General features: G+C 62.5%; 24 protein-coding genes. 11 read left to right on the top strand and 13 right to left on the bottom strand.

The genetic code is table 11. The annotated features are described in order from the left end of the window. Nucleotides 1-47: 47 nt before the first annotated feature. The 5 genes from ACTV8E_RS07300 to ACTV8E_RS07280 all read right to left on the bottom strand — a co-directional run bounded on the left by ACTV8E_RS07300 (nt 48) and on the right by ACTV8E_RS07280 (nt 5,563). On the bottom strand, nt 48-320 hold the full coding sequence (locus tag ACTV8E_RS07300; RefSeq protein ID WP_443199050.1) for an oxidative damage protection protein: 273 nt from the start codon (nt 318-320) through the stop codon (nt 48-50). Continuing rightward, nucleotides 317-1,384 carry an A/G-specific adenine glycosylase gene (mutY, locus tag ACTV8E_RS07295; protein WP_443199049.1) on the bottom strand — a complete coding sequence of 356 codons (1,068 nt, stop codon included), beginning with the start codon at nt 1,382-1,384 and terminating at the stop codon, nt 317-319. Before mutY ends, ACTV8E_RS07300 begins: the two co-directional genes overlap by 4 nt. Beyond that, the gene (locus ACTV8E_RS07290; RefSeq protein WP_443199048.1) at nt 1,381-3,600 is read right to left on the bottom strand and encodes an AsmA family protein; all 2,220 of its coding nucleotides are present in this window, start codon (nt 3,598-3,600) and stop codon (nt 1,381-1,383) included. Before ACTV8E_RS07290 ends, mutY begins: the two co-directional genes overlap by 4 nt. 85 nt (nt 3,601-3,685) lie before the next feature. After that, nucleotides 3,686-4,792: an NAD(P)/FAD-dependent oxidoreductase gene (locus tag ACTV8E_RS07285; protein WP_443199047.1), complete on the bottom strand. Its 1,107-nt coding sequence runs from the start codon at nt 4,790-4,792 to the stop codon at nt 3,686-3,688. Between the two features lie 36 nt (nt 4,793-4,828). Continuing rightward, complete coding sequence (locus ACTV8E_RS07280) at nt 4,829-5,563, bottom strand: ComF family protein (RefSeq protein ID WP_443199046.1); 735 nt, start codon at nt 5,561-5,563, stop codon at nt 4,829-4,831. Nucleotides 5,564-5,647: 84 nt separating this feature from the next. Here ACTV8E_RS07280 and bioB point away from each other — a divergent pair, with 84 nt between their 5' ends. From bioB to ACTV8E_RS07250, 6 genes are all read left to right on the top strand, one after another. Then, entirely contained in the window at nt 5,648-6,706 is a 1,059-nt protein-coding gene (gene bioB / locus ACTV8E_RS07275) for a biotin synthase BioB (RefSeq protein ID WP_443199045.1), read from the top strand. 122 nt (nt 6,707-6,828) lie between these two features. Beyond that, nucleotides 6,829-7,995 (top strand): 8-amino-7-oxononanoate synthase, encoded by a 1,167-nt coding sequence (gene bioF, locus ACTV8E_RS07270; protein ID WP_443199044.1) that lies wholly within the window; start codon nt 6,829-6,831, stop codon nt 7,993-7,995. Beyond that, nucleotides 7,988-8,713 (top strand): alpha/beta fold hydrolase, encoded by a 726-nt coding sequence (locus ACTV8E_RS07265; protein WP_443199043.1) that lies wholly within the window; start codon nt 7,988-7,990, stop codon nt 8,711-8,713. Before bioF ends, ACTV8E_RS07265 begins: the two co-directional genes overlap by 8 nt. Beyond that, nucleotides 8,710-9,516, top strand: coding sequence for a malonyl-ACP O-methyltransferase BioC (gene bioC / locus ACTV8E_RS07260; protein ID WP_443199042.1), 807 nt, complete (start codon nt 8,710-8,712; stop codon nt 9,514-9,516). The genes ACTV8E_RS07265 and bioC overlap by 4 nt, the downstream gene beginning before the upstream one ends. 2 nt (nt 9,517-9,518) lie before the next feature. After that, complete coding sequence (gene bioD, locus ACTV8E_RS07255) at nt 9,519-10,202, top strand: dethiobiotin synthase (protein WP_443199041.1); 684 nt, start codon at nt 9,519-9,521, stop codon at nt 10,200-10,202. A gap of 180 nt (nt 10,203-10,382) precedes the next feature. Then, nucleotides 10,383-12,188: a phenylacyl-CoA dehydrogenase gene (locus ACTV8E_RS07250; protein WP_443199040.1), complete on the top strand. Its 1,806-nt coding sequence runs from the start codon at nt 10,383-10,385 to the stop codon at nt 12,186-12,188. A gap of 171 nt (nt 12,189-12,359) precedes the next feature. Here ACTV8E_RS07250 and ACTV8E_RS07245 read toward each other — a convergent pair whose 3' ends face one another. From ACTV8E_RS07245 to ACTV8E_RS07235, 3 genes are all read right to left on the bottom strand, one after another. After that, nucleotides 12,360-13,067, bottom strand: coding sequence for a 3'-5' exonuclease (locus ACTV8E_RS07245; protein ID WP_443199039.1), 708 nt, complete (start codon nt 13,065-13,067; stop codon nt 12,360-12,362). After that, nucleotides 13,064-14,998 (bottom strand): putative nucleotidyltransferase substrate binding domain-containing protein, encoded by a 1,935-nt coding sequence (locus ACTV8E_RS07240; RefSeq protein WP_443199038.1) that lies wholly within the window; start codon nt 14,996-14,998, stop codon nt 13,064-13,066. The genes ACTV8E_RS07245 and ACTV8E_RS07240 overlap by 4 nt, the downstream gene beginning before the upstream one ends. Nucleotides 14,999-15,473: 475 nt before the next feature. Then, nucleotides 15,474-17,651 (bottom strand): malate synthase G, encoded by a 2,178-nt coding sequence (locus ACTV8E_RS07235; protein ID WP_443199037.1) that lies wholly within the window; start codon nt 17,649-17,651, stop codon nt 15,474-15,476. 456 nt (nt 17,652-18,107) lie between these two features. Here ACTV8E_RS07235 and ACTV8E_RS07230 point away from each other — a divergent pair, with 456 nt between their 5' ends. Continuing rightward, complete coding sequence (locus ACTV8E_RS07230) at nt 18,108-18,641, top strand: glycine cleavage system protein R (protein WP_443199036.1); 534 nt, start codon at nt 18,108-18,110, stop codon at nt 18,639-18,641. A 70-nt stretch (nt 18,642-18,711) separates the two neighbouring features. Here the strand turns inward: ACTV8E_RS07230 and rarD are convergent, their stop codons facing one another. The 3 genes from rarD to ACTV8E_RS07215 all read right to left on the bottom strand — a co-directional run bounded on the left by rarD (nt 18,712) and on the right by ACTV8E_RS07215 (nt 21,165). Then, the gene (rarD, locus tag ACTV8E_RS07225) at nt 18,712-19,617 is read right to left on the bottom strand and encodes an EamA family transporter RarD (protein ID WP_443199035.1); all 906 of its coding nucleotides are present in this window, start codon (nt 19,615-19,617) and stop codon (nt 18,712-18,714) included. 158 nt (nt 19,618-19,775) lie between these two features. Further along, nucleotides 19,776-20,750, bottom strand: coding sequence for a serine/threonine protein kinase (locus tag ACTV8E_RS07220; RefSeq protein ID WP_443199034.1), 975 nt, complete (start codon nt 20,748-20,750; stop codon nt 19,776-19,778). Between the two features lie 16 nt (nt 20,751-20,766). Beyond that, the gene (locus ACTV8E_RS07215; protein ID WP_273536236.1) at nt 20,767-21,165 is read right to left on the bottom strand and encodes an acetyl-CoA sensor PanZ family protein; all 399 of its coding nucleotides are present in this window, start codon (nt 21,163-21,165) and stop codon (nt 20,767-20,769) included. Between the two features lie 273 nt (nt 21,166-21,438). Between ACTV8E_RS07215 and hisB the strand changes: the two genes are divergently transcribed. The 4 genes from hisB (at nt 21,439) to hisF (ending at nt 24,394) form a co-directional block, all read left to right on the top strand. Next, entirely contained in the window at nt 21,439-22,032 is a 594-nt protein-coding gene (gene hisB / locus ACTV8E_RS07210) for an imidazoleglycerol-phosphate dehydratase HisB (RefSeq protein WP_251834598.1), read from the top strand. After that, complete coding sequence (gene hisH / locus ACTV8E_RS07205) at nt 22,032-22,670, top strand: imidazole glycerol phosphate synthase subunit HisH (RefSeq protein ID WP_251834599.1); 639 nt, start codon at nt 22,032-22,034, stop codon at nt 22,668-22,670. Before hisB ends, hisH begins: the two co-directional genes overlap by 1 nt. A gap of 119 nt (nt 22,671-22,789) precedes the next feature. Continuing rightward, nucleotides 22,790-23,527, top strand: a complete 738-nt coding sequence (gene hisA / locus ACTV8E_RS07200; protein WP_443199033.1) for a 1-(5-phosphoribosyl)-5-[(5-phosphoribosylamino)methylideneamino]imidazole-4-carboxamide isomerase — start codon at nt 22,790-22,792, stop codon at nt 23,525-23,527. A gap of 96 nt (nt 23,528-23,623) precedes the next feature. After that, nucleotides 23,624-24,394 (top strand): imidazole glycerol phosphate synthase subunit HisF, encoded by a 771-nt coding sequence (gene hisF / locus ACTV8E_RS07195; protein ID WP_443199032.1) that lies wholly within the window; start codon nt 23,624-23,626, stop codon nt 24,392-24,394. A 125-nt stretch (nt 24,395-24,519) separates the two neighbouring features. On the opposite strand, the gene ACTV8E_RS07190 is transcribed toward hisF, so the two are convergent. Both ACTV8E_RS07190 and ACTV8E_RS07185 read right to left on the bottom strand, forming a co-directional pair. Continuing rightward, complete coding sequence (locus ACTV8E_RS07190; protein WP_443199031.1) at nt 24,520-25,341, bottom strand: divergent polysaccharide deacetylase family protein; 822 nt, start codon at nt 25,339-25,341, stop codon at nt 24,520-24,522. Next, nucleotides 25,338-26,660 carry a S41 family peptidase gene (locus ACTV8E_RS07185; protein WP_251834604.1) on the bottom strand — a complete coding sequence of 441 codons (1,323 nt, stop codon included), beginning with the start codon at nt 26,658-26,660 and terminating at the stop codon, nt 25,338-25,340. The genes ACTV8E_RS07190 and ACTV8E_RS07185 overlap by 4 nt, the downstream gene beginning before the upstream one ends. Nucleotides 26,661-26,670: the final 10 nt, after the last annotated feature.

The following is a 26,670-nucleotide window of genomic DNA, read 5'->3' as shown; positions in this document are numbered from 1 at the left end:
ACCGGCGGCGGTAGAAAAAGCTGTTTATTTAAGTACTTGGCTGTTTTTTAGGCACTTGGAGGCACGTAGCCTTCAGCCTGGGCGAACTCCTCGCCGGAGAGGAATTTATCCATCTCGACCTGCAGGAATTTGCGGTCTTCGGCATTCATCATGTTCAGATGACGTTCATTGATCAGCATGGTCTGGTGCTTTTGCCACTCTTCCCAGGCTTTCTTCGACACGTTGTTGAAAATGTCTTCGCCCTTGGCGCCTGGATAGGGCTGGCGGTCGAGGCCGGGCAAATCTTCGTGATATTTGCGGCAGTGCACCGTACGGGTCATGACAATTCTCCTGCGATCAATTCATCGGCCGCGCGCTTGAGCAGTTTTTTCACCGGGGCGGCGAGGCCCAGGCGCGGCGGGGTGGCAAGGTTATACCAAAGCCAGTCGTCTTCGGCCACGACGCTGCTCAAGGCGCTGGTCGGCACCAGCCAGGGCTCGATGCTCAGCTGGAAATGGCTGAACGTGTGGGTGAAGGCGGGCAGGCGACGGGGTTCGCCCAGCTCCAGGCCGTAACGCTGGGCCAGCGCATGCAGGTCGGGCAGTGCCGCGACTTCCGGCAGGCTCCACAAACCGCCCCACAGGCCGCTGGAAGGGCGCCGGTAGAGCAGGATGCTGCCCTCGGCATTGGCGAACACTGGCATCAAGGTGTGCTTCTGCGGCAACTCCTTGCGTGGCTTGGGCGTTGGGTAGGCGCTTTGCTGGCCGAGCAGCTGCGCGCGGCAGCCTTCGCGCAGCGGGCAGAGCAGGCAGGTCGGCTTGCTGCGTGTACACAGCGTGGCGCCGAGGTCCATCATCGCCTGGGTGTAATGATTGACGCGCGCGTGCGGGGTGAGGCGCTCGGCGAGCGCCCAGAGTTGCTTGGCAACCTTGGGCTCGCCCGGATAGCCGTCCTGGGCGGCGTAGCGCGCCAGAACGCGTTTCACGTTACCGTCGAGGATCGGCGCGCGCAGGCCCATGCTCAGGCTGGCGATGGCCCCGGCGGTGGAGCGACCGATGCCGGGCAGTTCCGTGAGTTGCTCGACGTCGCGTGGGAATTCGCCGCCATGTTGCGCAACGAGGATTTTCGCAGCCTTGTGCAGGTTACGCGCGCGGGTGTAGTAGCCCAGGCCGGTCCACAGGTGCAGGACTTCATCTTCCGGCGCGTCGGCCAGCGCCTGGACGGTGGGCAGGGCTGCCATGAACCGATCGAAATAACCGAGTACGGTGGCGACCTGGGTCTGCTGCAGCATGATTTCCGAAACCCACACCCGGTAAGGCGTGATGCCCTGCTGCCAAGGCAGATCTTTGCGGCCATGCTGGTCATACCACGCCAGCACGGCCGTGCCGAATTGCTCGGGACTCATCGTTTGAACAGGCCCTTGAGGGCATCCTTGAGTTCCGGGCTGACCTTGTCGCCAAGTTTTTCATCGAGTTTTTCGGTGAGTTTCTCGCCCGCCAGCTTGCCGGCGATCTTGCCCAGGCCGTCCTGGTCGATGCGGCAGGCCTTGGCGCCCAGCTCCAGCGGGCCACGGCAGCGCAGCGGCCATTCCAGACCGACGTAGCGCTCGTTGACCTGGCAGGCCGGGTCGGGCATCTCGCGCTGGTCACCCTTGATAAGTATGCCGATGTGGTAATCCAGGCCGAGCACGCGCAGGTCGAGGCTGCCGTTGCCGCTGATGGCCAGGCCGGGAATGCTAGCTTTGAAGTCCGGGTTGTTGGCCACGCCGTTGGTTACCACCAGATTGCCGCGCAACTCCTCGAAAGCCGTGTCTCGGTTGCGCAGTTCCTTGCTCAGCGCTTTGCGGTTGAGCGTGGCGATGGCCCTGCACAGATACTGGTCGAGGTTGGCATCAACCAGCACGCCGTCGCTGACCAGGAAATCGGCCTTGCCGTTGAGGTTATCGACCCAGCTTTTCTGGCTGTTGCCCCGTGTGCTGAAGTCGGCCTTGAAGTCGAGCAGGCCCTTGATGGGCGAGGGCTGGTTGTCCAGTTGGATGAACTTGTCCGCCGGCAGCTTGCTGATCGTGCTGGCGATGGCCAACTGTGGCAAGGCGTTGCGCACATCGACCTTGCCGCTGGCGTCGACCTGGCCGTTATACAGGTCGGCGTGCAGCGCCTTGAGGGTGATCAGGCCATCCTTGCCTTGGGTGTCGAGGCTGGCGTTGGTGATGGGATGCTTGTCGAAGACCAGTTCGCCAAAGTTGACTGCCAGCTGGAAATCAAGCTGGCGCAGCAGGTCCATGGGCAGAATCGGCGCGTCACTCCAGGCTTGCTGGGTGGGTGCGTTGGGCAGCGGCGAATTGCCGTCTCCGGCGGCCTGGCTGGAGCTTTTTACCTCGGCCTGGCGCGCAGTGCTGGCGCTGTCCGCCTCGCTTTTCGGCGGCAGGTAGCGGTCCAGGTCCATCCGATCGCCCTTGAGCTGGGCGCGCAATGCAAGGGTGCTGAAGTCGGCAACGGCCACGTTACCGGTGAGTGTGGTGTCGTCGAGTTTGAGGCGCAGCTCTTCCATCAGGATACTGTTTGGCGTGCCGCTCAGACGGGTGGACATTTCGAGCCTGCCCAGAGCATTGGCGTCGGCCATCTCCGGCAGCGTCTGGCCAAGACCTTCGAGGAAATCACGCAGATTGAAGGCGGCGATGGACAGGCCACCGCTGATCTGTGCCTCGTCATCAAGCTCGCGAACCTTAAGGTCGCCTAGAGCATGCAGCTGATTGGCGGAAAACTTCAGGCTGTTCCATTCGGCGATCTGCGCCTCCAGATCGACCAGCAATTCTCCCTGGGCGCTGAAGGTCACGGTCTTGGCATTCAGCGGTTCGCCGGACGCCTCGCCGGTCAGGCGCAGATTTTCCAGTTGGTAGCGTTGTAGTGCTGTATCGAAGCGCAGGTTGCCGCGCACTTCAGTGCGCGCGCGCATGACCGGCTGGTTGGTGCCGAAGAAGGCGCTTAGTTTCAGCGGAATGGAGGCGCCTTCGCGAATCGCGTCGGTTTCCAGTTGAATGCTTTCGGCGCTGAACTGCTGGCCGGTTTGCGCATCGTGGTAACTGAAACGGGCGTCATTGACCTTCAGGCTGTCGATATCCAGCTGGATCGGCAGGGCTGCGTTGTCCTCGGCACCCTCGGCAGGCTCGGGGGGCGTGCTTTGTGCGACCGGCGTGTCATCGCCGGCGCTGTCTTTGGCCGGCTGGCCGATGTTTTCCCAGTTGCCGTGCCCTTGTTCGTCGCGCTGCAACGTGAGGTTGAGGCCGTCGATGCGGATGTCGCTCATCTGCACTTCTTTGCGCAGCAGTGGCAGTACACGCACCGAAAGACCCAGCATGCGCAGCTCGGCGAAGGGCTGTTGCGGGGTTTGCGCACTGGCCAGGGTGGTCTGGTGCAGTTCCAGGCCCAGCCAGGGGAACAGGCTCCAGCCGATGTCACCGTTGAGGGTCAACTCCAGGTTGGCTTTGTCGCGTGCCAACTGACGAATTTCGTCCTTGTAATCGTTGGGATCGAACCAGTGGGTGAGGGCGAAACCCAGACCGACCAGGATCAGCAAGAGCCCAAGGAAAATAATGCCCAGGATTTTGCCGAGCGCTTTCATGGACAAGTCCTTACGGGTAAATGGATGGATTTGGCGAGGAAGTATACGCATTGACGCTCTTGACGCGTACCGCCAAGCGGGCGGATCACAGGGCTTGAGCGATACGGTCGGCGATTGACAGGCTGGCGGTGAGCCCCGGCGATTCAATGCCAAACAGGTTGACCAGCCCCTGCAAGCCATGACTGGACGGCAATTGGATATGAAAATCCGCCGCAGGTTCGCCAGGGCCGGAAAGCTTTGGCCGGATGCCGCTGTAGCCGGGCTCCAGGCGCTGGCTGTCGAGGTCGGGGAAATAGCGGCGCACGGCCTGAGCGAAAGACTCCCGCAGAGTGGGATCGACCGCGTAATCGATGTGTTGCAGGTAATGCACATCGGGGCCGAAACGCAGCTGGCCGCCCAGATCCAGGGTGGCGTGAATGCCGAGCCCGGCCTGGTTGGCTGCCGGCAACGGATAAATCAGCCGGCTGAACGGCGAGCGTCCGCTGTAGTTGAAATAGCGACCCTGGCACAGGTGCAGTGCAGGGATGGACCCAGGTGCCAGACCCTCAGTCGCCGCCGCCAGTTGTTGGGCGAACAGCCCGCCGGCATTGATGACCTGCTGGGTCCGGATCTGGAACGGCTCGCCGGCGCTGATGCCGCTGGCCAGCCAACCGTCGCCCATCTTCTGCAGTTGGGTGACCCGGGTATCCAGGACCAGCTGCGCGCCTTGCTGTTCGGCGGCGGCGAGCAGGGACTGCAGGTAGGCGTGACTGTCGATGATGCCGGTGCTCGGCGACAGCAACCCGGCTACGCCACGCACGGCCGGCTCCAACTGCTGTAACTGGCGGGCGTCGAGGGTCTGCAAGTCGTTTACGTTACAGGCGTGGGCATTGGCGAGCAGGCCGGCCAATTGCTCTTGCTCGGCATCCTCGACAGCCACCAGCAGCTTGCCGATCTGCCGGTGCGCCACCTGGTATTGGCGGCACCAGGCATACAGACGCTCGCGACCTTCCAGGCAGAGTTCGGCCTTGAGCGAGCCCGGCGGGTAATACAGGCTGGCGTGGATGACTTCCGAATTGCGGCTGGAGGTGTGGCTGCCGATCAACCGTTCGGCTTCGACGATCAGGGTACTGCGCTGCGGGTCGGCCAGGCGCGCTGCACACGCCAGGCCGAGTGCGCCGGCGCCGATGATGAGGGTGTCAATGCTGTCCATGGAAAGCCCGTTTTTTTCAGCCGAGCATATCAAAGCTCAAACGCCGGGTTTAGGTGTGCGCGCCAGGCAGTAGACATCGACACGCGCCGCGCCCGCCTGGCGTAACAGGTGAGCCAGGGCTTGGGCGGTGGCTCCCGTGGTGAGTACATCGTCGACCAGCGCCAGATGTTGATTTTGAATGACTGCCGCCGCGTTAGCGGACAAGGCAAATGCCTGGCGCAGGTTGCGTTGCCGGGCGCGTGCATCCAAGCCTTGCTGGGCGGCCGTGTCACGGGCGCGCAGCAGCAAGTGCTCATCCACTGGCAGATGCAGTTCGCGACCCAGCCAGTTACTTAGCATGGCCGCCTGGTTGAATCCGCGCTGCCGTTGTCGAGAACGGGCCAGGGGAACCGGCAAAATACGATGCGGGCGCGGCAGGCCTTCGGCATACGCATGGCGCAAATGCCGCGCAAGCAGTTCGGCGAGCAAGCGGCCCAGTGGCCAGCGTGCCTGATGCTTGAAGCGGGTAATCAGGGTGTCGATTGGAAAGGCGTAATGCCAAGGTGCTTCGACCCTACTGAAGGCCGGCAGCTGACGCAGGCAGGCGCCACATGCCAGCCCCTGGGTCGGCAAAGGCAGCGCGCACACGGCGCACTGCCCGGCCAGCCAAGGCAGGTCGGTCTCGCAGGGACCACACAGTGGCAGCGACTGTTCGGCGAGTTCGTCGCAAAGCAGACATTTGTGGTTGATTTTTAGCCAGTAGTAAACCGGTAAAAATTTTGCAGTTGACATAGGCCTGGGCCATCCCCTAGTTTTTCGCGCATCCATGTCGCGCCGGGAAATCTAGCAGGCGCTGTTCAAGAAGAAGGGAAACCCATGAGCGCCACCGCAACCGCTGTCAGTCGTCACGATTGGACCCTGGCCGAAGTGCGCAGCCTGTTCGAGCTGCCGTTCAACGATTTGCTGTTCCAGGCACAGACGGTGCACCGTCAGCATTTCGACCCGAACCGCGTGCAGGTTTCCACGCTACTGTCGATCAAGACCGGTGCCTGTCCGGAAGACTGCAAGTACTGCCCGCAATCCGGCCATTACAACACCGGCCTGGATAAGGAAAAGCTCCTCGAAGTGCAGAAGGTGCTAGAGGAGGCCGCCCGCGCCAAGGCCATCGGCTCCACGCGCTTCTGCATGGGCGCGGCCTGGAAGCATCCGTCCGCCAAGGACATGCCCTACGTGCTGCAGATGGTCGAGGGTGTGAAGGCGCTGGGCCTGGAAACCTGCATGACCCTGGGCAAGCTCGATCAGGAGCAGACCCGAGCCCTGGCTGAAGCCGGCCTGGATTATTACAACCACAACCTGGACACCTCGCCGGAGTTCTACGGCAGCATCATCACCACACGCACCTATGCCGACCGCCTGCAGACCCTGGCCTATGTGCGCGATGCGGGGATGAAAATCTGCTCCGGCGGCATCCTCGGCATGGGCGAGTCGCTGGACGACCGCGCTGGCCTGCTGATCCAGCTGGCCAACTTGCCAGAGCACCCGGAGAGCGTGCCGATCAACATGCTGGTCAAGGTCAAAGGCACGCCGCTGGCCGAGGCGCAGGATGTCGATCCGTTCGACTTCATCCGCATGCTCGCCGTGGCGCGCATCATGATGCCCCAATCCCATGTGCGTCTGTCCGCCGGTCGCGAACAGATGAACGAGCAGATGCAGGCGCTGGCCTTCTTTGCGGGCGCCAACTCGATCTTCTATGGCGAAAAACTGCTGACCACCGCCAACCCGCAGGCTGACAAGGACATGCAACTGTTCGCGCGCCTGGGCATCCAGCCGGAAGCCCGCGAGGAGCATGACGATGACGTGCATCAAGCGGCCATCGAGCAGGCGCTGGTCGAGCAGCGCGATTCCAAGCTGTTCTACAACGCCGCGTCGGTTTGATGGCACGTTCGGTGGATGGATGAAGCGTCAGCTGGGCGCCCCGATCCACCCTACGCCAGCCCAACCATTTTTGTAGGGTGGATAACCCGCTTGCGGTTATCCACCGGCTTCTGGTGCTGCCCATGAGTTTCGATCTTGCTACGCGTCTCGCCGCCCGCCGTGCCGAGCATCTCTATCGCCAGCGTCCGTTGCTGCAAAGCCCCCAGGGGCCGGAGGTGGTGGCCGATGGCGAACGGCTGCTGGCCTTTTGTTCCAACGACTATCTGGGCCTGGCCAACCATCCAGAGGTGATCCAGGCGATGCGCGCTGGCGCCGAGCGTTGGGGCGTGGGCGGCGGCGCCTCGCATCTGGTGATCGGCCACAGCTCACCGCACCACGAGCTTGAAGAAGCCTTGGCCGAGTTCACTGGCCGGCCTCGTGCGCTGCTGTTTTCCACCGGCTACATGGCCAATCTGGCTGCGGTCACCGCGCTGGTCGGTCAGGGCGATACGGTGCTGGAAGATCGCCTCAACCATGCCTCCCTGCTAGATGCCGGCTTGCTCAGCGGCGCGCGCTTTTCGCGCTATCTGCACAGCGACGCGACCAGCCTGGCGACACGGTTGGCCAAGGCCGAAGGCAATACCCTCGTCGTCAGCGATGGCGTGTTCAGTATGGACGGCGACCTGGCGCCGCTGCCGGAGCTGGTCGCCGAGGCGAAGAAAGCCGGCGCTTGGCTGCTGGTCGATGATGCCCACGGCTTTGGCCCGCTGGGCGCCACGGGCGGCGGCATCGTCGAGCATTTCGGCCTGAATCAGGACGACGTGCCGGTATTGGTCGGAACCCTGGGCAAGGCATTCGGCACGGCGGGCGCGTTCGTCGCCGGCAGCGAGGAGCTGATCGAAACGCTGATCCAGTTTGCCCGGCCGTACATTTACACCACCAGCCAACCACCGGCCGTGGCCTGCGCGACGCTGAAAAGCCTGCAGCTGCTGCGCACGGAAGGCTGGCGTCGCGAGCACCTCAACCGACTGATCGCACGCTTTCGCCAGGGCGCGGCCGAGATTGGCCTGAGCCTGATGGACAGCCCGACGCCGATCCAGCCCATCCTGATCGGTGATAGCCAGCGCGCCTTGCGCCTGTCGGCTCGCTTGAAGGAACTCGGAATTCTGGTCGGGGCGATTCGCCCGCCGACTGTACCGGCCGGCACTGCGCGCTTGCGCGTCACGCTTTCTGCCGCGCACAGCGAGGCGCATCTGGAGCGTTTGCTGGACGCGCTCGCCACCGCCTGGGCGGAGCTGGCCCATGGCTGAACGGCTGTTACTGTTGCCCGGCTGGTCCTACTCCAGCGCGGCACTGCAGCCGCTGGCGACGGCGCTGCGCGAATTGTCGAGCGGCGCGCTGCAGGTCGAGCTGGCCGAATTGCCGGTGCTGACCGAAGCCGAACACTGGCTCGATGCGTTGGAGGCACAGCTGCCCCGCGATACTTGGCTGGGCGGCTGGTCGCTGGGTGGCATGCTCGCCGCCCAGTTGGCAGCACGGCGCGGCGTGGCTTGTCGTGGATTGATCTGTATCGCCAGCAACCTGTGCTTCCAACAGCGCAGTGGTTGGCCTGACGCCATGCCTGTGGAGACCCTGGCCGCGTTTCGCCAGGGGCTGGCAGCGGATACAGCCGTAACGTTGCAACGTTTCGACCTGCTGGCCAGTCAGGGCGATAGCGCCCAACGGGCCTTGCGTCGCCAGCTGCAGGGTATGCGCACCGAGGCAGATGAAGGCGTGCTGGCTGCCGGCTTGGAATGTTTGGCGCAGCTCGATGGCCGGGCCGCTCTGGCGACCTGGCAGGGACCGCACCTGCATCTGTTTGCCGAGCAAGACGTGTTGGTGCCGGTCGCGGCAGCGCAGGCCACACGTCGGCACCTGCCGCAGGCGCATATCGAAGTCATCGAACAGGTCAGTCATGCCGCGCCCTTCAGTCATGCGCGGCAGGTGGCGGGATCAATGCTGGCGTTCATTCAGGAGTCCGCACGATGAATGCTTCGCTCCCCAGCCAAAGCCTGCCCGACAAGCGCCAGGTGGCGGCGTCGTTTTCCCGCGCAGCGGCCAGTTATGACGGGGTTGCGGCGTTGCAGCGCACCGTCGGCCTGCAGTTGCTGGATAAGCTGCCGGAAAGCACCGCGCAGGCACAGCGCTGGCTCGACCTGGGCTGCGGCACCGGGTATTTCTCCCGAGAGTTGTCGGCCCGGCTGCCGGCAGCCCGGGGCGTGGCGGTGGATATCGCCGAAGGCATGCTGCGCCATGCCCGGCCATTGGGCGGTGCGCAGGATTTTATTGCCGGCGATGCCGAGGCCTTGCCGCTGCGGGACAACTCGACGGAGCTGATCTTTTCCAGTCTGGCCCTGCAGTGGTGCGCCGATTTCCCGGCGGTGCTCGACGAGGCGCGCCGGGTGCTGAGCCCTGGCGGGGTGATGGCATTTTCCAGCCTGTGCGTCGGCACGCTGCAGGAACTGCGCGACAGCTGGCAGACCGTGGATGGCTTCGTGCACGTCAATCGCTTTCGGGCGTTCGAGGACTATCTGACCCTGTGTGCGGACAGCCGCCTGCAGGTTGTGCATTTGAGCCGGCGCGCCGAGGTGCTGCATTTCGCCGATCTGCGTCAGCTGACCCATGAGCTCAAGGCGCTCGGTGCGCACAATCTCAATCCAGGGCGTCCCGGTGGCCTGACCGGGCGGGCGCGGCTGCGCGCCTTGGCCGAGGCCTATGAAACGTTCCGCCAACCCCAGGGTTTACCGGCCACCTATCAGGTGGTCTACGGCGTTCTGCGCAAGGACTCCTGAGCATGGTTGCGTTCTTCGTCACCGGTACCGACACGGAAATCGGCAAAACCACCATTGCTGCCGGCCTGCTGCACGCTGCCCGGCAGCAGGGGCTGAGCACGGCGGCGGCCAAGCCGGTAGCCTCCGATTGCGCGACAACGGCTGAAGGTTTGCGCAATGGCGATGCTCTGGCCTTGCTGGGCGAATGCAGCCTGCCGCTGGACTACGCCATGGTGAATCCCTTCGCCTTTGCGCCAGCCATCGCGCCGCATCTGGCGGCCCGGGAAGTAGGTGTGCCCTTGACCGTGGAAGGGCTGGTAACGGCGACTCGCCGCGTGCTCGCGCTTGAGGCGGATTTCACCCTGGTGGAAGGCGCTGGCGGCTGGCACGTGCCGCTGGACGGCGGTGCCTGTTTGTCCGACCTGGCGGTGGCGCTGCGGTTGCCCGTGATCCTGGTGGTGGGCGTGCGTCTGGGCTGCATCAACCATGCCCTGCTGACGGCTCAGGCGATTGCCGCCAACGGCCTGCGATTGGCCGGCTGGGTTGCCAATGTGGTCGATCCGGCCACCTCTCGACTGGCGGATAACCTGGCGACGCTCACCGAACGGCTGCCAGCGCCGTGCCTGGGTTGCGTGCCTCATCTTGCTTCTCCGCAGCCAGCCCAGGTAGCTGAACATCTGCAGCTGCAGTCCCTGCTGACCCGCTGAAAACCAGTGTTGATAGTGATGGTCTGGAAGCCCCGTTTGGGGGCTTCTAGGCTTATGCCTGTTCGTGTGCCTGGACTTGACAAGGGTAGGAGGTAAACGTAAGTTTCAAACAACTGTTTGAGCGCGCGTGGTTGTGTCGCAGCTCACCACCCCAAAGACCTACCGCTGAGGTTTACCGCAATGCCCGACTACAAGGCCCCCTTGCGCGATATTCGTTTCGTTCGTGACGAGCTGCTTGGCTACGAAGCCCATTACCAGAGCCTGCCGGGCTGTGAAGACGCCACCCCGGATACGGTCAATGCGATCCTTGAAGAAGGCGCCAAATTCTGCGAGCAAGTAATTGCCCCGCTGAACCGCGTGGGCGATCAGGAAGGCTGCGTCTGGTCCCCTGAGGGTGTGAAAACCCCGACTGGTTTCAAGGAAGCCTATCAACAGTTCGTCGAAGGCGGCTGGCCGAGCCTGGCCCACGACGTCGAGCACGGCGGTCAGGGTCTGCCGGAATCCCTCAGCCTGGCCTTCAGCGAAATGATCGGCCAGGCCAACTGGTCCTGGGGCATGTACCCCGGCCTGTCCCATGGCGCGATGAACACCATCTCCGCCCACGGTACCGAAGAGCAGATCAGCACCTACATGACCAAGCTGGTCACCGGTGAGTGGACCGGCACCATGTGCCTGACCGAGCCGCACTGCGGCACCGACCTGGGCATGCTGCGCACCAAGGCCGAGCCCCAGGCTGACGGCAGCTACAAGGTCACCGGCACCAAGATCTTCATTTCGGCCGGCGAACACGACATGGCCGAGAACATCGTGCACATTGTGCTGGCCCGCCTGCCCGACGCACCGGCCGGCACCAAGGGTATCTCGCTGTTCATCGTGCCGAAGTTCCTGCCTAACGCCGAAGGTGGTGTAGGCGAGCGCAACGGCGTGTCCTGTGGCTCCATCGAGCACAAGATGGGCATCCACGGCAACGCCACCTGCGTGATGAACTTCGACGCGGCTACCGGCTTCCTGATCGGCCCGGCCAACAAGGGCCTGAACTGCATGTTCACCTTCATGAACACTGCACGTCTGGGTACCGCACTGCAGGGTCTGGCCCACGCCGAGATCGGCTTCCAGGGTGGCCTGGCCTATGCTCGCGAGCGCCTGCAAATGCGTTCGCTGACCGGCCCGAAAGCGCCTGAGAAAGCCGCCGACCCGATCATCGTGCACCCGGACGTGCGCCGTATGCTGCTGACCATGAAGGCCTTCGCCGAAGGCAATCGGGCCATGGTGTACTTCGCCGCCAAGCAGGTGGATATCGTCCAGCGCAGCCAGGATGAAGACGAGAAGAAAGCCGCTGACGCGATGCTGGCGTTCCTCACCCCGATCGCCAAGGCGTTCATGACCGAAGTCGGTTTTGAAGCCGCTAACCACGGCGTGCAGATCTTCGGTGGCCACGGTTTCATCGCCGAGCATGGCATGGAGCAAAACGTGCGTGACGCGCGTATTTCCATGCTGTACGAAGGCACCACCGGCATCCAGGCCCTCGACCTGCTGGGCCGCAAGGTGCTGATGACCCAGGGCGAGGCGCTCAAGGGCTTCACCAAGATCGTGCACAAGTTCTGCCAGGCCAACGAAGGTAACGAGGCCGTCAAGCACCTGGTCGCGCCGCTGGCGGCGATCAACAAGGAGTGGGGCGAGCTGACCATGAAGGTCGGTATGGCTGCCATGAAGGATCGCGAAGAAGTCGGCGCCGCCTCCGTGGACTACCTGATGTACTCCGGCTATGCCTGCCTGGCCTACTTCTGGGCTGACATGGCTCGCCTGGCCGCCGAGAAACTGGCCGCTGGCACCAGCGAAGAAGCCTTCTACAAGGCCAAGCTGCAGACCGCCCGCTTCTACTTCGAGCGTATCCTGCCGCGTACGCGCACCCACGCAGCAACCATGCTGTCCGGTGCCAACAACCTGATGGACCTGGCTGAAGAAGACTTCGCACTGGGTTACTGATCCCGCGCGGTTCTTTAAATTCAAAAGCCGCCTGCCCTCTTGGGGCAGGCGGCTTTTTTTATTCTCAACGGTGAGCTGTGATATGCCACAGGCGGCTGTCCGATGACCCGGCTTAACGTGCAACACCGCGTAACGGCGAAGCCGCCTACTTAGGCATGACAGCCGGCATATTTACAGCGCGTGTGCTTGCCGACGCTTCCAGTTGCTGACACGCCGTGCCAGCAGGTCTGGGCTGTCGAGTTGCTGACGGCGGGCACGGTTGAACAGGATCAAGGCCAGTTCGGCACTGACCAGCGCATCGGCACTGGCATTGTGGCGTTGCTGCACCTGCAGCCCAAAATGCTCGAGCCAGTCGTCGAGCCCGGCATTGGGGAAGCGCACCTGCGGGCACAGCAGAGGCGCCAGATGGGCGAGATCGATGAACGGATTGGGCAGCTTGTAACCCAGGCTTTCCTTCAGTGCGCGGGTCAGCATGCGCTGGTCGAAACCCGCGTGAAACGCCAGCAGCGGGCTGTCGCCAACGAACTCCATGAAATCGAGCAGCACCTCGACCGGATCGTCTCCTGCGGCTATTTCGCTGGGTGCGATCCCATGAATCAGAACGCTGGGTCCAGGCGTCTGATACTCGCGCTGCAGGGTGCGCTCGAACTGTTCAGCAAAGTGGATCGCGCCTTGATCAATTACTACGGCGCCGATCGACAGCACCTGATCGCGATGCAGGTTCAGGCCGGTGGTCTCCACATCCACTACAACAAAGCGCTGAGTGTTCAAGGGCGCGACGCTCAGCGCCGCAGCACGCGGCAGTCGTTCGCAGCGGCGGCGCTGCGCATCGGTGAGGAGTGGGTTGCGTCGAGTCAACCAGGTGGTGAATGCATTCATAACTGATACCGGAGTGTCAGGCTGCTTTGCAATCGCAGGGCCTGGCGGAACGACTCGCGCAGGATGCGGCGATCCAGATGGTTCAAGGTGTCTGGATCCAGCCGGTTCGAATAGGGCTGGCCCTGTCGTGCTTGTTGCTGATGCTGCTGCATGCGCATCTGCTGAATAAAGTGGTAGGCCTCTTCATAGGCCGCTCCGTCCTTTGCGTCGATGGCTTTTTTGAGTACTAACAAGCGCAACCGTTCCAGGGTATTCGTCTCGTCGATGCCGTGGGCCAGCGCCAGTAACCGTGCACCATCGACGAAGGGCGTCAGGCCTTGCACCTTGAGGTCCAGGGTGTCTTTTTCTGCGCCTTTGCGGGCGACCACGAAATCGCGGAAGCGCCCTACGGGCGGACGATGGCGCAGGGAGTTCTCGGCCATCATGCGTTGAAACATGGTGTTGCCATGGATCAGTTTCAGTAATTCCTTCTGCACGGCTCGGCAGCCCTGCTCCGGGCCCCAGACCACACGCAAATCGAAATAGATGCTCGAGCCGAGCAGGTTTTCCGGCGTCGCCTCACGCACGAAGCCCTGGAAACGGCGCATCCATTCGGCGCGCGACAGGCACAGCTCCGGATTGCCGGCCATGATGTCGCCCTTGCACAAGGTGAAGCCGCACTGATCCAGGCGCTGGTTGATGCGTTCGGCCAACGGCAGCAGGCGGCCGCGCAGGGAGGCGGCCTCGGCTGCGGTACGGGCCTCGAACATGATGCCGTTGTCCTGATCGGTGTGCAGCGTCTGTTCGCGGCGGCCTTCGCTGCCAAAACACAGCCAGCTGAAGGGCACGCCGGGATCGCCGAGCTCTTCGATGCACAGTTCGATGACCCGGCACACGGTGTGGTCGTTGAGCAGAGTGATCAGTTGGGTGATTTGGGTGGAACTCGCACCGTGGGCCAGCATGCGCTCGACCAGCAGGCCGACGTTTTTACGCCGGGCGATCAATGACTCGATGGTTTCGGCATGGCGAATGGCACGGGCCATATGCACCAGGTCCACCCGTTGCAAGGAAAACAGGTCACGCTCGGAAAGCACGCCCACCAGACGCTCGTCTTCCACCACGCAGACATGCGCGATGTGCCGCTCAGTCATGGCGATGGCCGCGTCAAACGCGCTGGCCGAAGGCCCCAGGTAAAAGGGGTCATGGGTCATCAGGTCGTGGATCGGCTGCTCCAGGTTGGCACTGGCATCGGCAATCACCCGGCGCAGGTCGCGCAGGGTAAAGATGCCCAGCGGGCGATGCTCGCTATCCACGATGACGATACTGCCCACTGACTGTTCGTGCATCAGCCTTACCGCAGTGCGCAATGGCGTGCTCGGCACGCAAACGACTGGCGCATGGTGGGTCAGAGCATCGAGGCGGGTATCCAGGGAATAATCCTCGCCCAGGCTTTCCGCCGCCCGTCGCTGCACCTGCTGGTTGACCTGGTCGAGTAGGCTGCTGACGCCGCGCAGGGCAAAATCGCGAAACACGCTGGACAGGCTGAGCAACTGCATGAAGACGTCGCGCTTGAGCAACAAACAGAAACTGTCGGTCGCGGCCATATGGGCGGTGCGAGTGGCACGTTCGCCAATCAGCGCGGCGATGGGAAAACACTCGCCGGTGCTGATTTCGAAGGTGGTGTCATGGGCGTGTCCGTTCGGGCTGCGGCGCTGTCCCTGGATTCGTCCCTGTTTGACGATATGGAAATATTCCACCGGGCCGTCTTCGGGTCTCAGAATCGGCTCGCCTTGGGCGTAGAAACGCAGCTGGCAATTCTCTACCAGCGTGACCAGATGGGTATTTTCCATCTGATCGAACGGCGGGAATTTTTGCAGAAATTCAAGGGTGCCCTGAATGTTCTGCAGTACTGCTGTCCTACCAGCCTCGGCAAAAGCGTCCGCCTTGCTCATGGCTACTCCATGTGTTGTGTGAAAAGACTGACTGCCTCGTCCAAGCGGTTTCAGGTGCCGCAGAAAAGGTGCACGGGAGTTCCCCCGTGGCCAGTGCGCCGCTCAAACACGGCGGGTCAGTAATGGTGGGCCGCGGACCCGCGAGCCAACATTGGACGTAAGTCTATGGCGTAACTGGCATTTCTGTTTGTAGAAGAGGCGGTTTCTGGCTGTCGGCCCATCTTTCGAAACGGCTTCCTATTAAGAGGACGCAAAAAAGCGCCGCGAGTGATCGCGGCGCTTTTTACGAGGCGACGATCACCCTGACTTAGCGCAGGGTGAAAAGCACCTTGACCGAGCCGGTGACAGCCTGGCTGTCCACATAACCGAGGTAAAAAATCGTCAGTCTATCGGCGAGTGTCGGCGCTCCTTTAGTGGTTGGCAGGAATAAAAAACCGCCCGGTGAAGGGCGGTTCTTTTCCAACGTAACGGGCGATTACAGGCCGTTCTTGGCCTTGTACTCGCGGCGGCGGCGGTGAAGCACCGGCTCGGTGTAACCGTTGGGCTGCTTGGCCCCTTCGAGGATCAATTCCAGCGACGCCTGAAAGGCGACGTTGTCGTCGAAGTTCGGTGCCATGGGCTTGTACAGGGCATCGCCGGCGTTCTGGCGGTCCACTACCGCGGCCATGCGCTGCATGCTTTCCACAACCTGAGCCTCGGTGATGATGCCGTGGCGCAGCCAGTTGGCCAGCAGCTGGCTGGAGATACGCAGGGTAGCGCGGTCTTCCATCAGGCCAATGTCGTTGATGTCAGGCACCTTGGAGCAGCCAACGCCCTGGTCGATCCAGCGCACGACATAGCCCAGGATGCCCTGCACGTTGTTGTCGATTTCCTGCTGCTTCTCTTCGGCGGACCAGTTGGTGTCCTGGGCCAGCGGGATGGTCAGGATGTCGTCCAGCGACGCGAACTCACGGTTGGCCAGCTCCTGCTGACGCGCAAACACATCCACCTTGTGGTAGTGCAGGGCGTGCAGGGTGGCGGCGGTCGGCGAGGGTACCCAGGCGGTGTTGGCGCCGGCCAGCGGGTGACCGATCTTCTGTTCCATCATGCCGGCCATCAGGTCCGGCATGGCCCACATGCCCTTGCCGATCTGGGCACGCCCGGACAGGCCACAGTTGAGGCCGTGGTCGACGTTCCAGTTTTCGTAGGCGGCAATCCACTTCTCCGCCTTCATGGCAGCCTTACGCACGACGGGCCCGGCTTCCATGGAAGTGTGGATTTCATCGCCGGTACGGTCGAGGAAGCCGGTGTTGATGAACACCACGCGCTCGCTGGCGGCCTTGATGCAGGCCTTGAGGTTGACGGTGGTGCGGCGCTCTTCGTCCATGATGCCGACTTTGAGGGTGTTGCGCGTCACGCCCAGGACATCTTCGATGCGGTTGAACAGTTCGTTGGTGAAGGCGACTTCTTCCGGGCCGTGCATCTTCGGCTTGACGATGTACAGCGAACCGGTGCGGCTGTTCTTGCGGGTGGTGTTGCCCTTGATGTTGTGCAGGGCAATCAGGCTGGTCAGCAGGCCATCGAGGATGCCTTCCGGTACTTCGAAGCCGTCCTTGTCGATGATCGCATCGTTGGTCATCAGGTGACCGACGTTGCGGATGAACAGCATCGAGCGGCCATGCAGGTTCAGCTCGGAACCGTCCGCCTTGGTGTAGACGCGGTCCGGATTCATGGTGCGGGTAAAGGTCTTGCCGTCCTTGGTGACGGACTCGGCGAGGTCGCCCTTCATCAGGCCCAGCCAGCTGCGATAGACCACGGTCTTGTCGTCGGCATCGACCGCGGCGGTGGAGTCTTCGCAGTCCATGATGGTGGTGACGGCGGCTTCCATCAGAATGTCTTTGACACCCGCGGCGTCGGTCTGGCCGATCGGACTGTTGGCGTCGATCTGGATTTCAAAGTGCAGGCCGTTGTTCTTCAGCAACACGGCGCTCGGCGCGGCGGCTTCGCCCTGGAAGGCAATGAACTTGCCCGGCTGTTGCAGGCCGGTTGTGCTGCCGTCTTTCAGGCTGACTTGCAGTTGGCCATTGGCGATGCGATAGCCAGTGGCGTCAGCGTGCGAGCCGTTGGCCAGCGGCGCGGCTTCGTCGAGGAAGGCGCGGGCGAAGGCAATGACCTTGTCGCCGCGCACCTTGTTGTAGCTTTTGGTTTTCTCGGCGCCGCCGTCTTCGCTGATGGCATCGGTGCCGTAGAGCGCGTCGTACAGCGAACCCCAGCGAGCGTTGGCGGCGTTGAGAGCGAAACGGGCATTCATGATCGGCACCACCAGCTGCGGGCCGGCCATGGTGGCGATTTCAGCGTCGACGTTTTCGGTGGTGACCTTGAAGTCGGCCGGTTCGGGCAACAGGTAACCGATTTCCTGCAGGAAGGCCTTGTAGGCGGCCGCATCGTGGGCCTGGCCCTGGCGAGCAGCATGCCAGGCGTCGATTTGCGCTTGCAGCTCGTCACGCTTGGCCAGTAGGGCACGGTTCTTCGGCGCCAGGTCGTGGATGACGCCTGAGGCGCCTGTCCAGAAGGCATCGGCATTCAGGCCGGTGCCGGGAATGGCTTCGTTGTTCACGAAGTCAAAAAGAACTCTGGCGACCTGCAAGCCACCGATTTCAACGCGCTCAGTCATTATTCGCCTCACTTGATCTGCTCTACGATTGGTCTCGGATGCTTTTTTGTTCTTCTTGTAGTCCGAGCTGGCGGATACTACATGAAGACGAATGGAAAAACAGCGGGCGGTGGTTAGGGTCTGATGACGTTTCGTTCGCGGCCGCGCCGGAGCCTGTTTTTGCGCGAGGCAAGGCACGAGGAGCGAAGTTTGGTGTTCCAAATAAGTGACGAGAAACGCCGCATCGCGCAAAAACAGGCCCGACCCTTCGGGTTGCGCGGCAAATGTCGCCATGCGGCGTTGCGGGACTTGGCAAGGGAATAACCATTGCCTTCGTCCCGCGCCTTGCCTGGCGACATTTGGCGCAGCAACGCGGCTCGCGATGAAACGTCAACAGACCCTACGGCCGTTTCGGCCGGCTGTTCTATACCTAGTGAGCGGTCGTCGTCTTGCGACTTCTTACAGGAGCAGCCGAACATGGAGCATCTGGTCTTCACCATTATTGCCCCGGATCAGCCGGGGCTGGTCGAGCGCATCGCCCGCTGTGTCGCTGAACACGGCGGCAACTGGCTGGAAAGCCGCATGGCGCGCATGGCTGGGCAATTTGCCGGAATCCTGCGGGTGGCGGTGCCGGCCGAGTCCCACGAAGAATTGCTGGAAGCCTTGCAGGCACTGAATCAGCACGGCATACGCGTACTGGCCGAGCCCTGTGGGCCCGAGCCGGCCTGTACCTGGCGGCCGGTACAACTGGAACTGGTGGGTGATGACCGCCCGGGCATTCTGTACGACATCACGCGCGTGTTGACCGAGTTGGGGGTGAACATTGAAAAGCTGGAAACGGAAGTGGATGCCGCGCCCATGAGTAACGAAATGCTGTTTCGCGCCCATGCCTGGCTGGCCCTGCCGCTGGCGGTTAGCACAGAAAACCTGCAGGCGAGCCTGGAAACCCTGGCCGATGATCTGATGGTCGATGTGCATCTGCGCGTCGATGATGGTGAGGACACCCGATAAGCATCCGCGGGCAACAGTTACACAGGTGCCTGACAAGCCCGGCACCTGTGTAGCGAAGGGCACGCTCCCACTACGAAACGACTTGACCTGGCTTGCTGCGGCGCAGGCTTAACCAAGCATCCACGCTGTAAATGGCCAGCGCAGCCCAAATGAAGGCGAAAGACAGCATGCGGGCCGGGTCGAAGTGCTCGCCAAACAGGAAGATGGCCTGTAACAGCACCAATGTGGGTGCCAGGTATTGTAAAAACCCCAGCGTGGTGTACGGCAGGTGGCGCGCGGCGGCGTTGAAACACACCAGTGGCACCAAGGTAATGGGTCCTGCGGCGGCCAGCAGCCAGGCCAGCGGCGTGCCCCAGAACTCCAACTGACTGCTGACCGCGGCCGGGTGAAAAGCCACCCAGAGCAAGGCAACCGGCAATAGCAGCCAGGTTTCCACCACCAGCCCCGGGAGCGCGGCTACCGGGGCTTGCTTGCGGATCAGCCCATAGATGCCGAAGGTCAGGGCCAGGCCCAGCGACACCCAGGGCAGGCTGCCCAGCTGCCAAATCTGTTGCGCCACGCCAATCAAGGCCAGCGCCACGGCCAACCACTGCAAACGCCGCAGCCGCTCGCCGAGAATCAGCATGCCGAGCATCACGTTGACCAGCGGGTTGATGTAATAACCCAGGCTGGCCTCAAGCATCCGCTCGTTATTCACCGCCCACACATAAATCAGCCAGTTGGCGGCGATTAGTGCGCCGCTCAAGGCCAGTACGGCAAAGCGTTTGGGATTGGCGCACAGCTCGCGCCACCAGCCAGGGTGCTTCCAGAACAGCAGCAACACTGCACCGCACAACGCGGACCACAGCACGCGATGAACAATGATCTCGGTTGCGGGAATACTTTCAATGGCTTTGAAATACAGGGGAAACAGACCCCAGATGACGTAGGCGACGAGACCGAGCAAGTAGCCGCGACGCAGATTGGCGGGAGCCATGGAAATCCTTGATTAGGACGCTAACGATGCTGCCTAGTGTAAGCCTGCTCGCGGGTTTTGACATTGCCGGGGTAGAGCGGCCTCGCCCGTTGCACGCGCTATGGATAAGCATGCGGAGAGCAGCGGGCAGCCCGCCAAATAATTGCGTTTGCGCAGGCTCAATACAAGCGCAACGGCTCCTCATCCAGCGCGGCGAGTTGCTCGCGCAGAGTGAGTATCTGGTCGCCCCAGTAACGCTCACTGGCAAACCAGGGAAAGCTCGGCGGGAAGGCAGGGTCGTCCCAGCGGCGCGCCAGCCAGGCGCTGTGATGCATCAGGCGCAGGCTGCGCATGCCTTCGATCAATGGCAGTTCGCGGGTTTGGAAATCATGAAATTCCTGATAACCCTCCACCAGTTCGGAGAGTTGGCGCAGGCGTTCCTGGCGCTCGCCGGCCAGCATCATCCACAGGTCCTGAATCGCCGGACCCATACGTGAGTCGTCGAGATCGACGATGTGGAAACTGTCATCGCGGTGCAGCAGGTTGCCGGGATGGCAATCACCGTGCAGGCGAATGCTGTCGTAGCACACCCGGGCGAACAGTTCGTCGAGGCGCTTGAGCAGGTCACGGGCCACGGATTCGTATGCCGGCAACAGACCAGACGGAATAAAGCCGCCGTCCAGCAGGGTAGTCAGGGATTCGTGACCAAAGTTATCCACCGTCAGGGCTTCGCGCTCCTTGAACGGTCGGCTGGCGCCTACGGCGTGCATGCGACCCAGCAACTGGCCGAAGCGGTACAGCTGATCGAGATTGCCGGGTTCCGGCGCGCGGCCGCCCCGGCGGGGAAACAGCGCGAAGCGAAAGCCGGCGTGCTCGAACAGGCTTTCATCGTCGCGACGCAGCGGTGCGACGACGGGAATTTCCTGCTCGGCCAATTCCTGGCTGAAGGCATGCTCCTCGCGGATCGCGGCGTCGCTCCAGCGGCCGGGGCGATAGAACTTGGCGATCAGCGGCACGCTGTCTTCGATGCCCACTTGATAGACACGGTTCTCATAGCTGTTGAGCGCGAGCACGCGGGCGTCGCTCAGGTAGCCGAGGCTTTCCACGGCATCCAGCACCAGATCGGGGGTGAGACTGGAAAAAGGGTGCGACATGGAGGTGGACTTCCGTTCAGAGTGCTTCCAGGGACAGCTGATGGTGCGCAGCCAGACGTTGCGCAGCAGTCTGACCGGGGTTGGCGGCAAGTACCAGCGGCACGTCGGCTTCGCGGGCCAAGCGTCGCGTTTCGTCGAGCAGGCGCTGGGCGACGCCACGACCGCGAGTCAGCTCGCGCACGCACAAGTGCGTAAGGCGCCAGCGGTCCGCCAGTCGCTCCAGTCGCGCAGCACCCAGAAGGCGGCCGTTAAAGCGGCCGACCAGCAGGCACTGGTTCGCCAGGGCGTCGTCGATCAAGGTGCTGGCCTGGGGATAAGGCGCCAGCAACCACTCGGGCGCATCGGCATAGATGAGTTCCAGGTCGCGGCGGTCCTGGGGTGAGGCGAGGCTGAGGTTTTCGACGTAGACGGGCATGGTTCCGGTTTTCAATACGTGAGTCGTACAGCCCTTGGGCTTGGCGGCGAAATACGGTATCAAGCGCCACTGCTTTGTGCACGCACTGGGGCGGTATGTTCGCCCAGGCGTGTGACAGGTGGTGGGTTACGTTGTAAGCCCGGCAATTATCGGTAAAAGCCGAACAGGTTATCGGCGTAAAACGGGCCGGCGCGCCGCGCGGCTTCAAGCCGTGGGCGTTCCGGCCTATAATGTCCGCCCTTTCGCCCCCTGATTTTTATTGCGGAGCTGGTAATGGTCGAACGTAAGGCGTCCGTTGAACGCAACACCCTGGAAACCCGCATCAAGGTTTCAATCAACCTGGATGGCACTGGCCAGGCGCGTTTCGCCATCGGCGTGCCCTTTTTGGAGCACATGCTTGACCAGATCGCTCGTCATGGTCTGATCGACCTGGACATCGAATGCCAGGGCGACACCCACATCGACGATCACCACACCGTGGAAGACGTCGGCATCACCCTCGGCCAGGCCTTCGCCAAGGCCATCGGCGACAAGAAGGGCCTGGTGCGCTACGGCCATTCCTACGTGCCGCTGGATGAAGCGCTGTCGCGGGTGGTCATCGACTTCTCCGGCCGTCCCGGCCTGACCATGAACGTGCCCTTTACCCGCGCGGTGGTCGGCAAGTTCGATGTCGACCTGTTCCAGGAGTTCTTCCAGGGCTTCGTCAACCACGCCCTGGTAACCCTGCACATTGACAACCTGCGCGGCACCAATACCCACCACCAGATCGAGACGGTGTTCAAGGCCTTTGGCCGCGCCCTGCGCATGGCCATCAGCGAAGATCCGCGCATGGCGGGGCAAATGCCGTCCACCAAGGGATGCCTGTGATGCAAACCGTTGCCGTCATTGATTACGGCATGGGTAATCTGCACTCGGTGGCCAAGGCCCTTGAGCATGTCGGCGCCGGCAAGGTGCTGGTGACCAGCGACGCCCAGGTGATCCGCGAGGCGGATCGCGTGGTGTTTCCGGGCGTCGGGGCGATTCGTGACTGCATGGCGGAGATCCGCCGCCTGGGGTTTGATGAGCTGGTGCGCGAAGTCAGCGTCGATCGGCCGTTTCTCGGTATCTGCGTCGGCATGCAAGCGTTGCTGGAGCGCAGCGAGGAGAACGACGGGGTCGATTGCATCGGCTTGTTCCCCGGTCAGGTGCGTTACTTCGGCAAGGACCTGCATGAGGACGGCGAGCACCTGAAAGTGCCCCACATGGGCTGGAACGAAGTCGAGCAGAACGTGCCCCACCCGCTGTGGCACAACATTCCCGACCGGGCGCGCTTCTACTTCGTGCACAGCTACTACATCGAAGCGGGTAATCCCAAGCAGGTGGTCGGTCGCGGCCATTACGGCGTGGATTTCGCTGCCGCCCTGGCTGACGGTTCACGCTTCGCCGTGCAGTTCCACCCGGAAAAAAGCCACACCCACGGCCTGCAGTTGCTGCAGAATTTTGTCGCCTGGGATGGCAGGTGGTAACGACGCGCGCCGCGCGTGAGGCTGAACGCTGGAGGCTTGACGTTGATCGATCCGCTTTGTCGTCCAGCCTTTAGCCTCCAGCGAATCAGACAGCCCCGATTTTTGAGGAACATTTCCAGATGTTGATTATTCCCGCTATCGATCTCAAGGACGGCGCCTGCGTGCGTCTGCGCCAGGGCCGCATGGAAGACTCCACGGTGTTCTCCGATGACCCGGTGAGCATGGCCGCCAAGTGGGTCGAGGGTGGTTGCCGCCGCCTGCACCTGGTCGACCTCAATGGTGCTTTCGAAGGCCAGCCAGTCAACGGTGAAGTCGTCACCGCCATCGCCAAGCGCTATCCGAACCTGCCGATCCAGATCGGTGGCGGCATCCGTTCGTTGGAAACCATCGAGCACTATGTGCGCGCCGGCGTCAGCTACGTGATCATCGGCACCAAGGCGGTCAAGGAGCCAGAGTTCGTCGCCGAGGCCTGCAAGGCCTTCCCGGGCAAGGTGATCGTCGGTCTGGACGCCAAAGATGGTTTCGTTGCCACCGATGGCTGGGCTGAAGTGTCCAGCGTGCAAGCCGTGGACCTGGCCCGTCGTTTCGAGGCCGACGGCGTCTCCGCCATCGTCTACACCGATATTGCCAAAGACGGCATGATGCAGGGCTGCAACGTCGAAGCCACCGCCGTCCTGGCCGCTGCCAGCCGCATTCCGGTAATCGCCTCCGGCGGCATTCATAACCTGGGTGACATCCAGAAGCTGCTCAATGCCCGCGCGCCGGGCATCGTCGGCGCCATCACCGGTCGGGCCATTTATGAAGGCACGCTGAACGTGGCTGAAGCCCAGGCGCTCTGCGACAACTTCGAAGCGTGAATCCGGCGTAGGGTGGAAAACCGCGAAGCGTTTTCCACCTGTCGATGGTGGACAAGCACAGCGTTGTCCACCCTACAGAACTGCGAGAGCACCAATATGGCACTGGCCAAACGCATCATCCCCTGCCTTGACGTGGACAACGGTCGCGTGGTGAAGGGCGTCAAGTTCGAGAACATCCGCGATGCCGGCGACCCGGTGGAGATTGCCCGCCGCTACAACGAGCAGGGCGCCGACGAGATCACCTTTCTCGACATCACCGCCAGCGTCGACGGCCGCGATACTACCCTGCACACCGTCGAGCGCATGGCTAGCCAGGTGTTCATCCCGCTGACCGTGGGCGGCGGCGTACGCACCGTGCAGGACATCCGCAACCTGCTCAATGCCGGCGCCGACAAGGTGTCGATCAACACCGCCGCAGTGTTCAATCCGGAGTTCGTCGGCGAGGCCGCGCAGCGCTTTGGCTCGCAGTGCATTGTCGTCGCCATCGACGCCAAGAAGGTCTCCAAGCCGGGTGAAACCCCGCGCTGGGAAATCTTCACTCACGGCGGACGCAAGCCGACCGGTCTGGATGCTGTGCTCTGGGCGAAGAAGATGGAAGATCTGGGCGCCGGCGAAATCCTGCTGACCAGCATGGACCAGGACGGCGTGAAAAGCGGTTACGACCTGGGCGTGACCCGCGCGATCAGCGAGGCCGTGGGCATTCCGGTGATTGCGTCGGGCGGCGTGGGCAACTTGCAACACCTGGCTGACGGCATCATTGAAGGCAAGGCCGATGCAGTATTGGCGGCCAGTATTTTCCACTTCGGCGAATTCACCGTGCCGGAGGCCAAGGCCTACCTGGCCGCGCGTGGCATCGTCGTCCGGTAAGTTTTGTAGCGTCAAAAAAAAGCGGTCAAGGCTATGTCTTGGCCGCTTTTTTTGTTTTTGATCGCAGCGGTGGAGGTGAAGCGGCGACCTCGCCGCGAAGCTGTTAACCAACCTTCTTGGGGCGATCAACGCAGCGTGTGGGCCACCGGTTGCGTTTGCGGCGGCGTGCGATAAACACCGTTTTTGCCATGGGCCGCCATCGCCCGGTTGCCGCGCAGGGCAATCATCGCCGGCACGTCGATCCAGTCGATACCTTGCTCGGCCAGGTTCGGCAGTTCACGTTCCAGCACCGCCAGGGTGTTGAGATGGGGATGGCCGATCATCACCACTGAACCTTGCCGGCGCGCCAGTTCCACCGCACGGGCGAACTCGCGGGCGACGGCTTGCAGGCCTTGGTCGTGGTCGAGAAACACATCCCGCGACAGGCTGGCCAAGCCGATGCGTTGCGCTTCTGCGGCGGCCACGGTGGCGGCATTGGTACGGCTGTCGACGAAGAACAGATGACGTTGCTGCAGTTCCGGCATCAGCCAGGCCATGGCCTGTGGGTCGGCGGTCATCTGGCTGCCCATGTGGTTATTCAGCCCACGGGCATGGGGCACGCGGGCCAGGGCGGCATTTAGTCGTGTTTGCCATTCCTCGTGCGGCTGGCCGGGCCGCCAGGCGTAGGGACCATCAGCAGGGGCCATCGGCATGTGCAGCAGGACGGTTTTACCGGCGCGGCTGGCGGCACGGGCGACTTCGTCGGCGTGGAGTGAGTCCGGAAGCACGGCCAGTGCCACCGGACCAGACAGCTCCAGTACGCGCCGGTCGCGTTCCGGGTTATTGCCGATATCGTCGATGATCAGGCTCAGTCGCGGTCTATGCGTCTGGCTGCCGTCAGCGGCCAGCGAGCCGAGCGACAGCAGCAAACCGAACGCGCCAATGAGGGCGCGTGCCGCGCAGGTCATTTAGCGCGGGTAATGCTCAATCCTTTGAGCAGGTTGAGCGCCTGGCTCAGTTGGTAGTCGTCATCCTGAAGACGGGGTTCATTTTGGGCTTTTTGGCTGCTGGGCTTGTCAGCCCCGCCATTGCCGTTGCCAAGATGACCGAGCAGATCGGCCTCCTTGAAGTTCTCGTTGTCATTGCTGTCGCGGGTCAGACGGGCGCGGCGCACCTCGATGTCCGGAACGATGCCCTGGGCCTGGATCGAGCGGCCATTGGGCGTGTAATACAGCGCGGTGGTCAGCTTCAGGGCGCGGTCATTGTTGAGCGGCAGCACGGTCTGCACCGAGCCCTTGCCGAAGCTGTCGGTGCCCATGACCACGGCGCGCTTGCTGTCCTGCAAAGCGCCGGCGACGATTTCCGCGGCCGAGGCACTGCCGCCATTGATCAGCACCACCAGCGGTACGCCTTCACTGGCGTCGGCGCTATTGGCGGAAAAGCGCAGCTCGGAATTGGCGATACGGCCTTCCGTATAGACGATCAGGCCCCTGGTCATGAAATGATCGGAGACTTCTACGGCCGACTGGAGAACCCCACCGGGGTTGTTGCGCAGGTCCAGCACCAGGCCTTCCAGCTTGCCGCCATTGGTGTTGCGCAGTTTGGCCAGCGCTTGACCGACTTCACTGCCGGTATTGACCTGGAACTGGGTGATGCGCAAGTAGCCATAACCGCTTTCAAGCATCTGAGAGCGCACGCTCTGCACCTTGATCACGGCGCGGGTCAGTTGCACATCGAAGGGTTTGCCGCCGTCGCGTACCAGGGTCAGGGTGATTTTGGTCCCCGCCTTGCCACGCATCTTGTCCACGGCTTCCTGCATCGACAGACCCTTGGTGGGCTGGCCGTCAATCATGATGATCAGATCGCCCGCCTCGATGCCGGCCTTGGCGGCCGGGGTGTCGTCGATAGGCGAGACCACGCGGATGAAGCCGTCTTCCATGCCGACTTCGATACCCAGGCCGCCGAATTCGCCGCTGGTGCTTTCCTGCAGTTCCTGGAACGCCTGCGGATCGAGATAGGCCGAGTGCGGGTCGAGGTTGCTGAGCATGCCCTTGATGGCGTTTTCCAGCAGCGTCTTGTCATCCACCGGCTCGACATAGGCCGCCTTGATGCGGTCAAACACCTCGGCAAAGGTGCGTAGATCTTCCAGTGGCAATGGCGCCTGGGGCAAGGCGACCCGCTCGCCGCTGGCTGCGGGCTGCTGTGCCCAGGCATGACTGAAGGCCAGCGCCAGGCATAGCGTCAGTCCGCGCGAGAGGGCGATAGCGAAAGGGCGCAGATGCAGCATGTTGAACTCC

The sequence above is a fragment of the Pseudomonas sp. B392_1p genome, assembly GCF_052245235.1.
Lineage (GTDB): Bacteria > Pseudomonadota > Gammaproteobacteria > Pseudomonadales > Pseudomonadaceae > Serpens > Serpens gallinarum.
This window is presented reverse-complemented; position numbering and strand designations above follow the sequence as displayed.

Excerpts from the sequence above, each read along its gene's own strand:
- ACTV8E_RS07300 (WP_443199050.1), bottom strand. The coding sequence starts at position 320 with ATGACCCGTACGGTGCACTGCCGCAAATATCACGAAGATTTGCCCGGC.
- mutY (WP_443199049.1), bottom strand. The coding sequence starts at position 1,384 with ATGAGTCCCGAGCAATTCGGCACGGCCGTGCTGGCGTGGTATGACCAG.
- ACTV8E_RS07290 (WP_443199048.1), bottom strand. The coding sequence starts at position 3,600 with ATGAAAGCGCTCGGCAAAATCCTGGGCATTATTTTCCTTGGGCTCTTG.
- ACTV8E_RS07285 (WP_443199047.1), bottom strand. The coding sequence starts at position 4,792 with ATGGACAGCATTGACACCCTCATCATCGGCGCCGGCGCACTCGGCCTG.
- ACTV8E_RS07280 (WP_443199046.1), bottom strand. The coding sequence starts at position 5,563 with ATGTCAACTGCAAAATTTTTACCGGTTTACTACTGGCTAAAAATCAAC.
- bioB (WP_443199045.1), top strand. The coding sequence starts at position 5,648 with ATGAGCGCCACCGCAACCGCTGTCAGTCGTCACGATTGGACCCTGGCC.
- bioF (WP_443199044.1), top strand. The coding sequence starts at position 6,829 with ATGAGTTTCGATCTTGCTACGCGTCTCGCCGCCCGCCGTGCCGAGCAT.
- ACTV8E_RS07265 (WP_443199043.1), top strand. The coding sequence starts at position 7,988 with ATGGCTGAACGGCTGTTACTGTTGCCCGGCTGGTCCTACTCCAGCGCG.
- bioC (WP_443199042.1), top strand. The coding sequence starts at position 8,710 with ATGAATGCTTCGCTCCCCAGCCAAAGCCTGCCCGACAAGCGCCAGGTG.
- bioD (WP_443199041.1), top strand. The coding sequence starts at position 9,519 with ATGGTTGCGTTCTTCGTCACCGGTACCGACACGGAAATCGGCAAAACC.
- ACTV8E_RS07250 (WP_443199040.1), top strand. The coding sequence starts at position 10,383 with ATGCCCGACTACAAGGCCCCCTTGCGCGATATTCGTTTCGTTCGTGAC.
- ACTV8E_RS07245 (WP_443199039.1), bottom strand. The coding sequence starts at position 13,067 with ATGAATGCATTCACCACCTGGTTGACTCGACGCAACCCACTCCTCACC.
- ACTV8E_RS07240 (WP_443199038.1), bottom strand. The coding sequence starts at position 14,998 with ATGAGCAAGGCGGACGCTTTTGCCGAGGCTGGTAGGACAGCAGTACTG.
- ACTV8E_RS07235 (WP_443199037.1), bottom strand. The coding sequence starts at position 17,651 with ATGACTGAGCGCGTTGAAATCGGTGGCTTGCAGGTCGCCAGAGTTCTT.
- ACTV8E_RS07230 (WP_443199036.1), top strand. The coding sequence starts at position 18,108 with ATGGAGCATCTGGTCTTCACCATTATTGCCCCGGATCAGCCGGGGCTG.
- rarD (WP_443199035.1), bottom strand. The coding sequence starts at position 19,617 with ATGGCTCCCGCCAATCTGCGTCGCGGCTACTTGCTCGGTCTCGTCGCC.
- ACTV8E_RS07220 (WP_443199034.1), bottom strand. The coding sequence starts at position 20,750 with ATGTCGCACCCTTTTTCCAGTCTCACCCCCGATCTGGTGCTGGATGCC.
- ACTV8E_RS07215 (WP_273536236.1), bottom strand. The coding sequence starts at position 21,165 with ATGCCCGTCTACGTCGAAAACCTCAGCCTCGCCTCACCCCAGGACCGC.
- hisB (WP_251834598.1), top strand. The coding sequence starts at position 21,439 with ATGGTCGAACGTAAGGCGTCCGTTGAACGCAACACCCTGGAAACCCGC.
- hisH (WP_251834599.1), top strand. The coding sequence starts at position 22,032 with ATGCAAACCGTTGCCGTCATTGATTACGGCATGGGTAATCTGCACTCG.
- hisA (WP_443199033.1), top strand. The coding sequence starts at position 22,790 with ATGTTGATTATTCCCGCTATCGATCTCAAGGACGGCGCCTGCGTGCGT.
- hisF (WP_443199032.1), top strand. The coding sequence starts at position 23,624 with ATGGCACTGGCCAAACGCATCATCCCCTGCCTTGACGTGGACAACGGT.
- ACTV8E_RS07190 (WP_443199031.1), bottom strand. The coding sequence starts at position 25,341 with ATGACCTGCGCGGCACGCGCCCTCATTGGCGCGTTCGGTTTGCTGCTG.
- ACTV8E_RS07185 (WP_251834604.1), bottom strand. The coding sequence starts at position 26,660 with ATGCTGCATCTGCGCCCTTTCGCTATCGCCCTCTCGCGCGGACTGACG.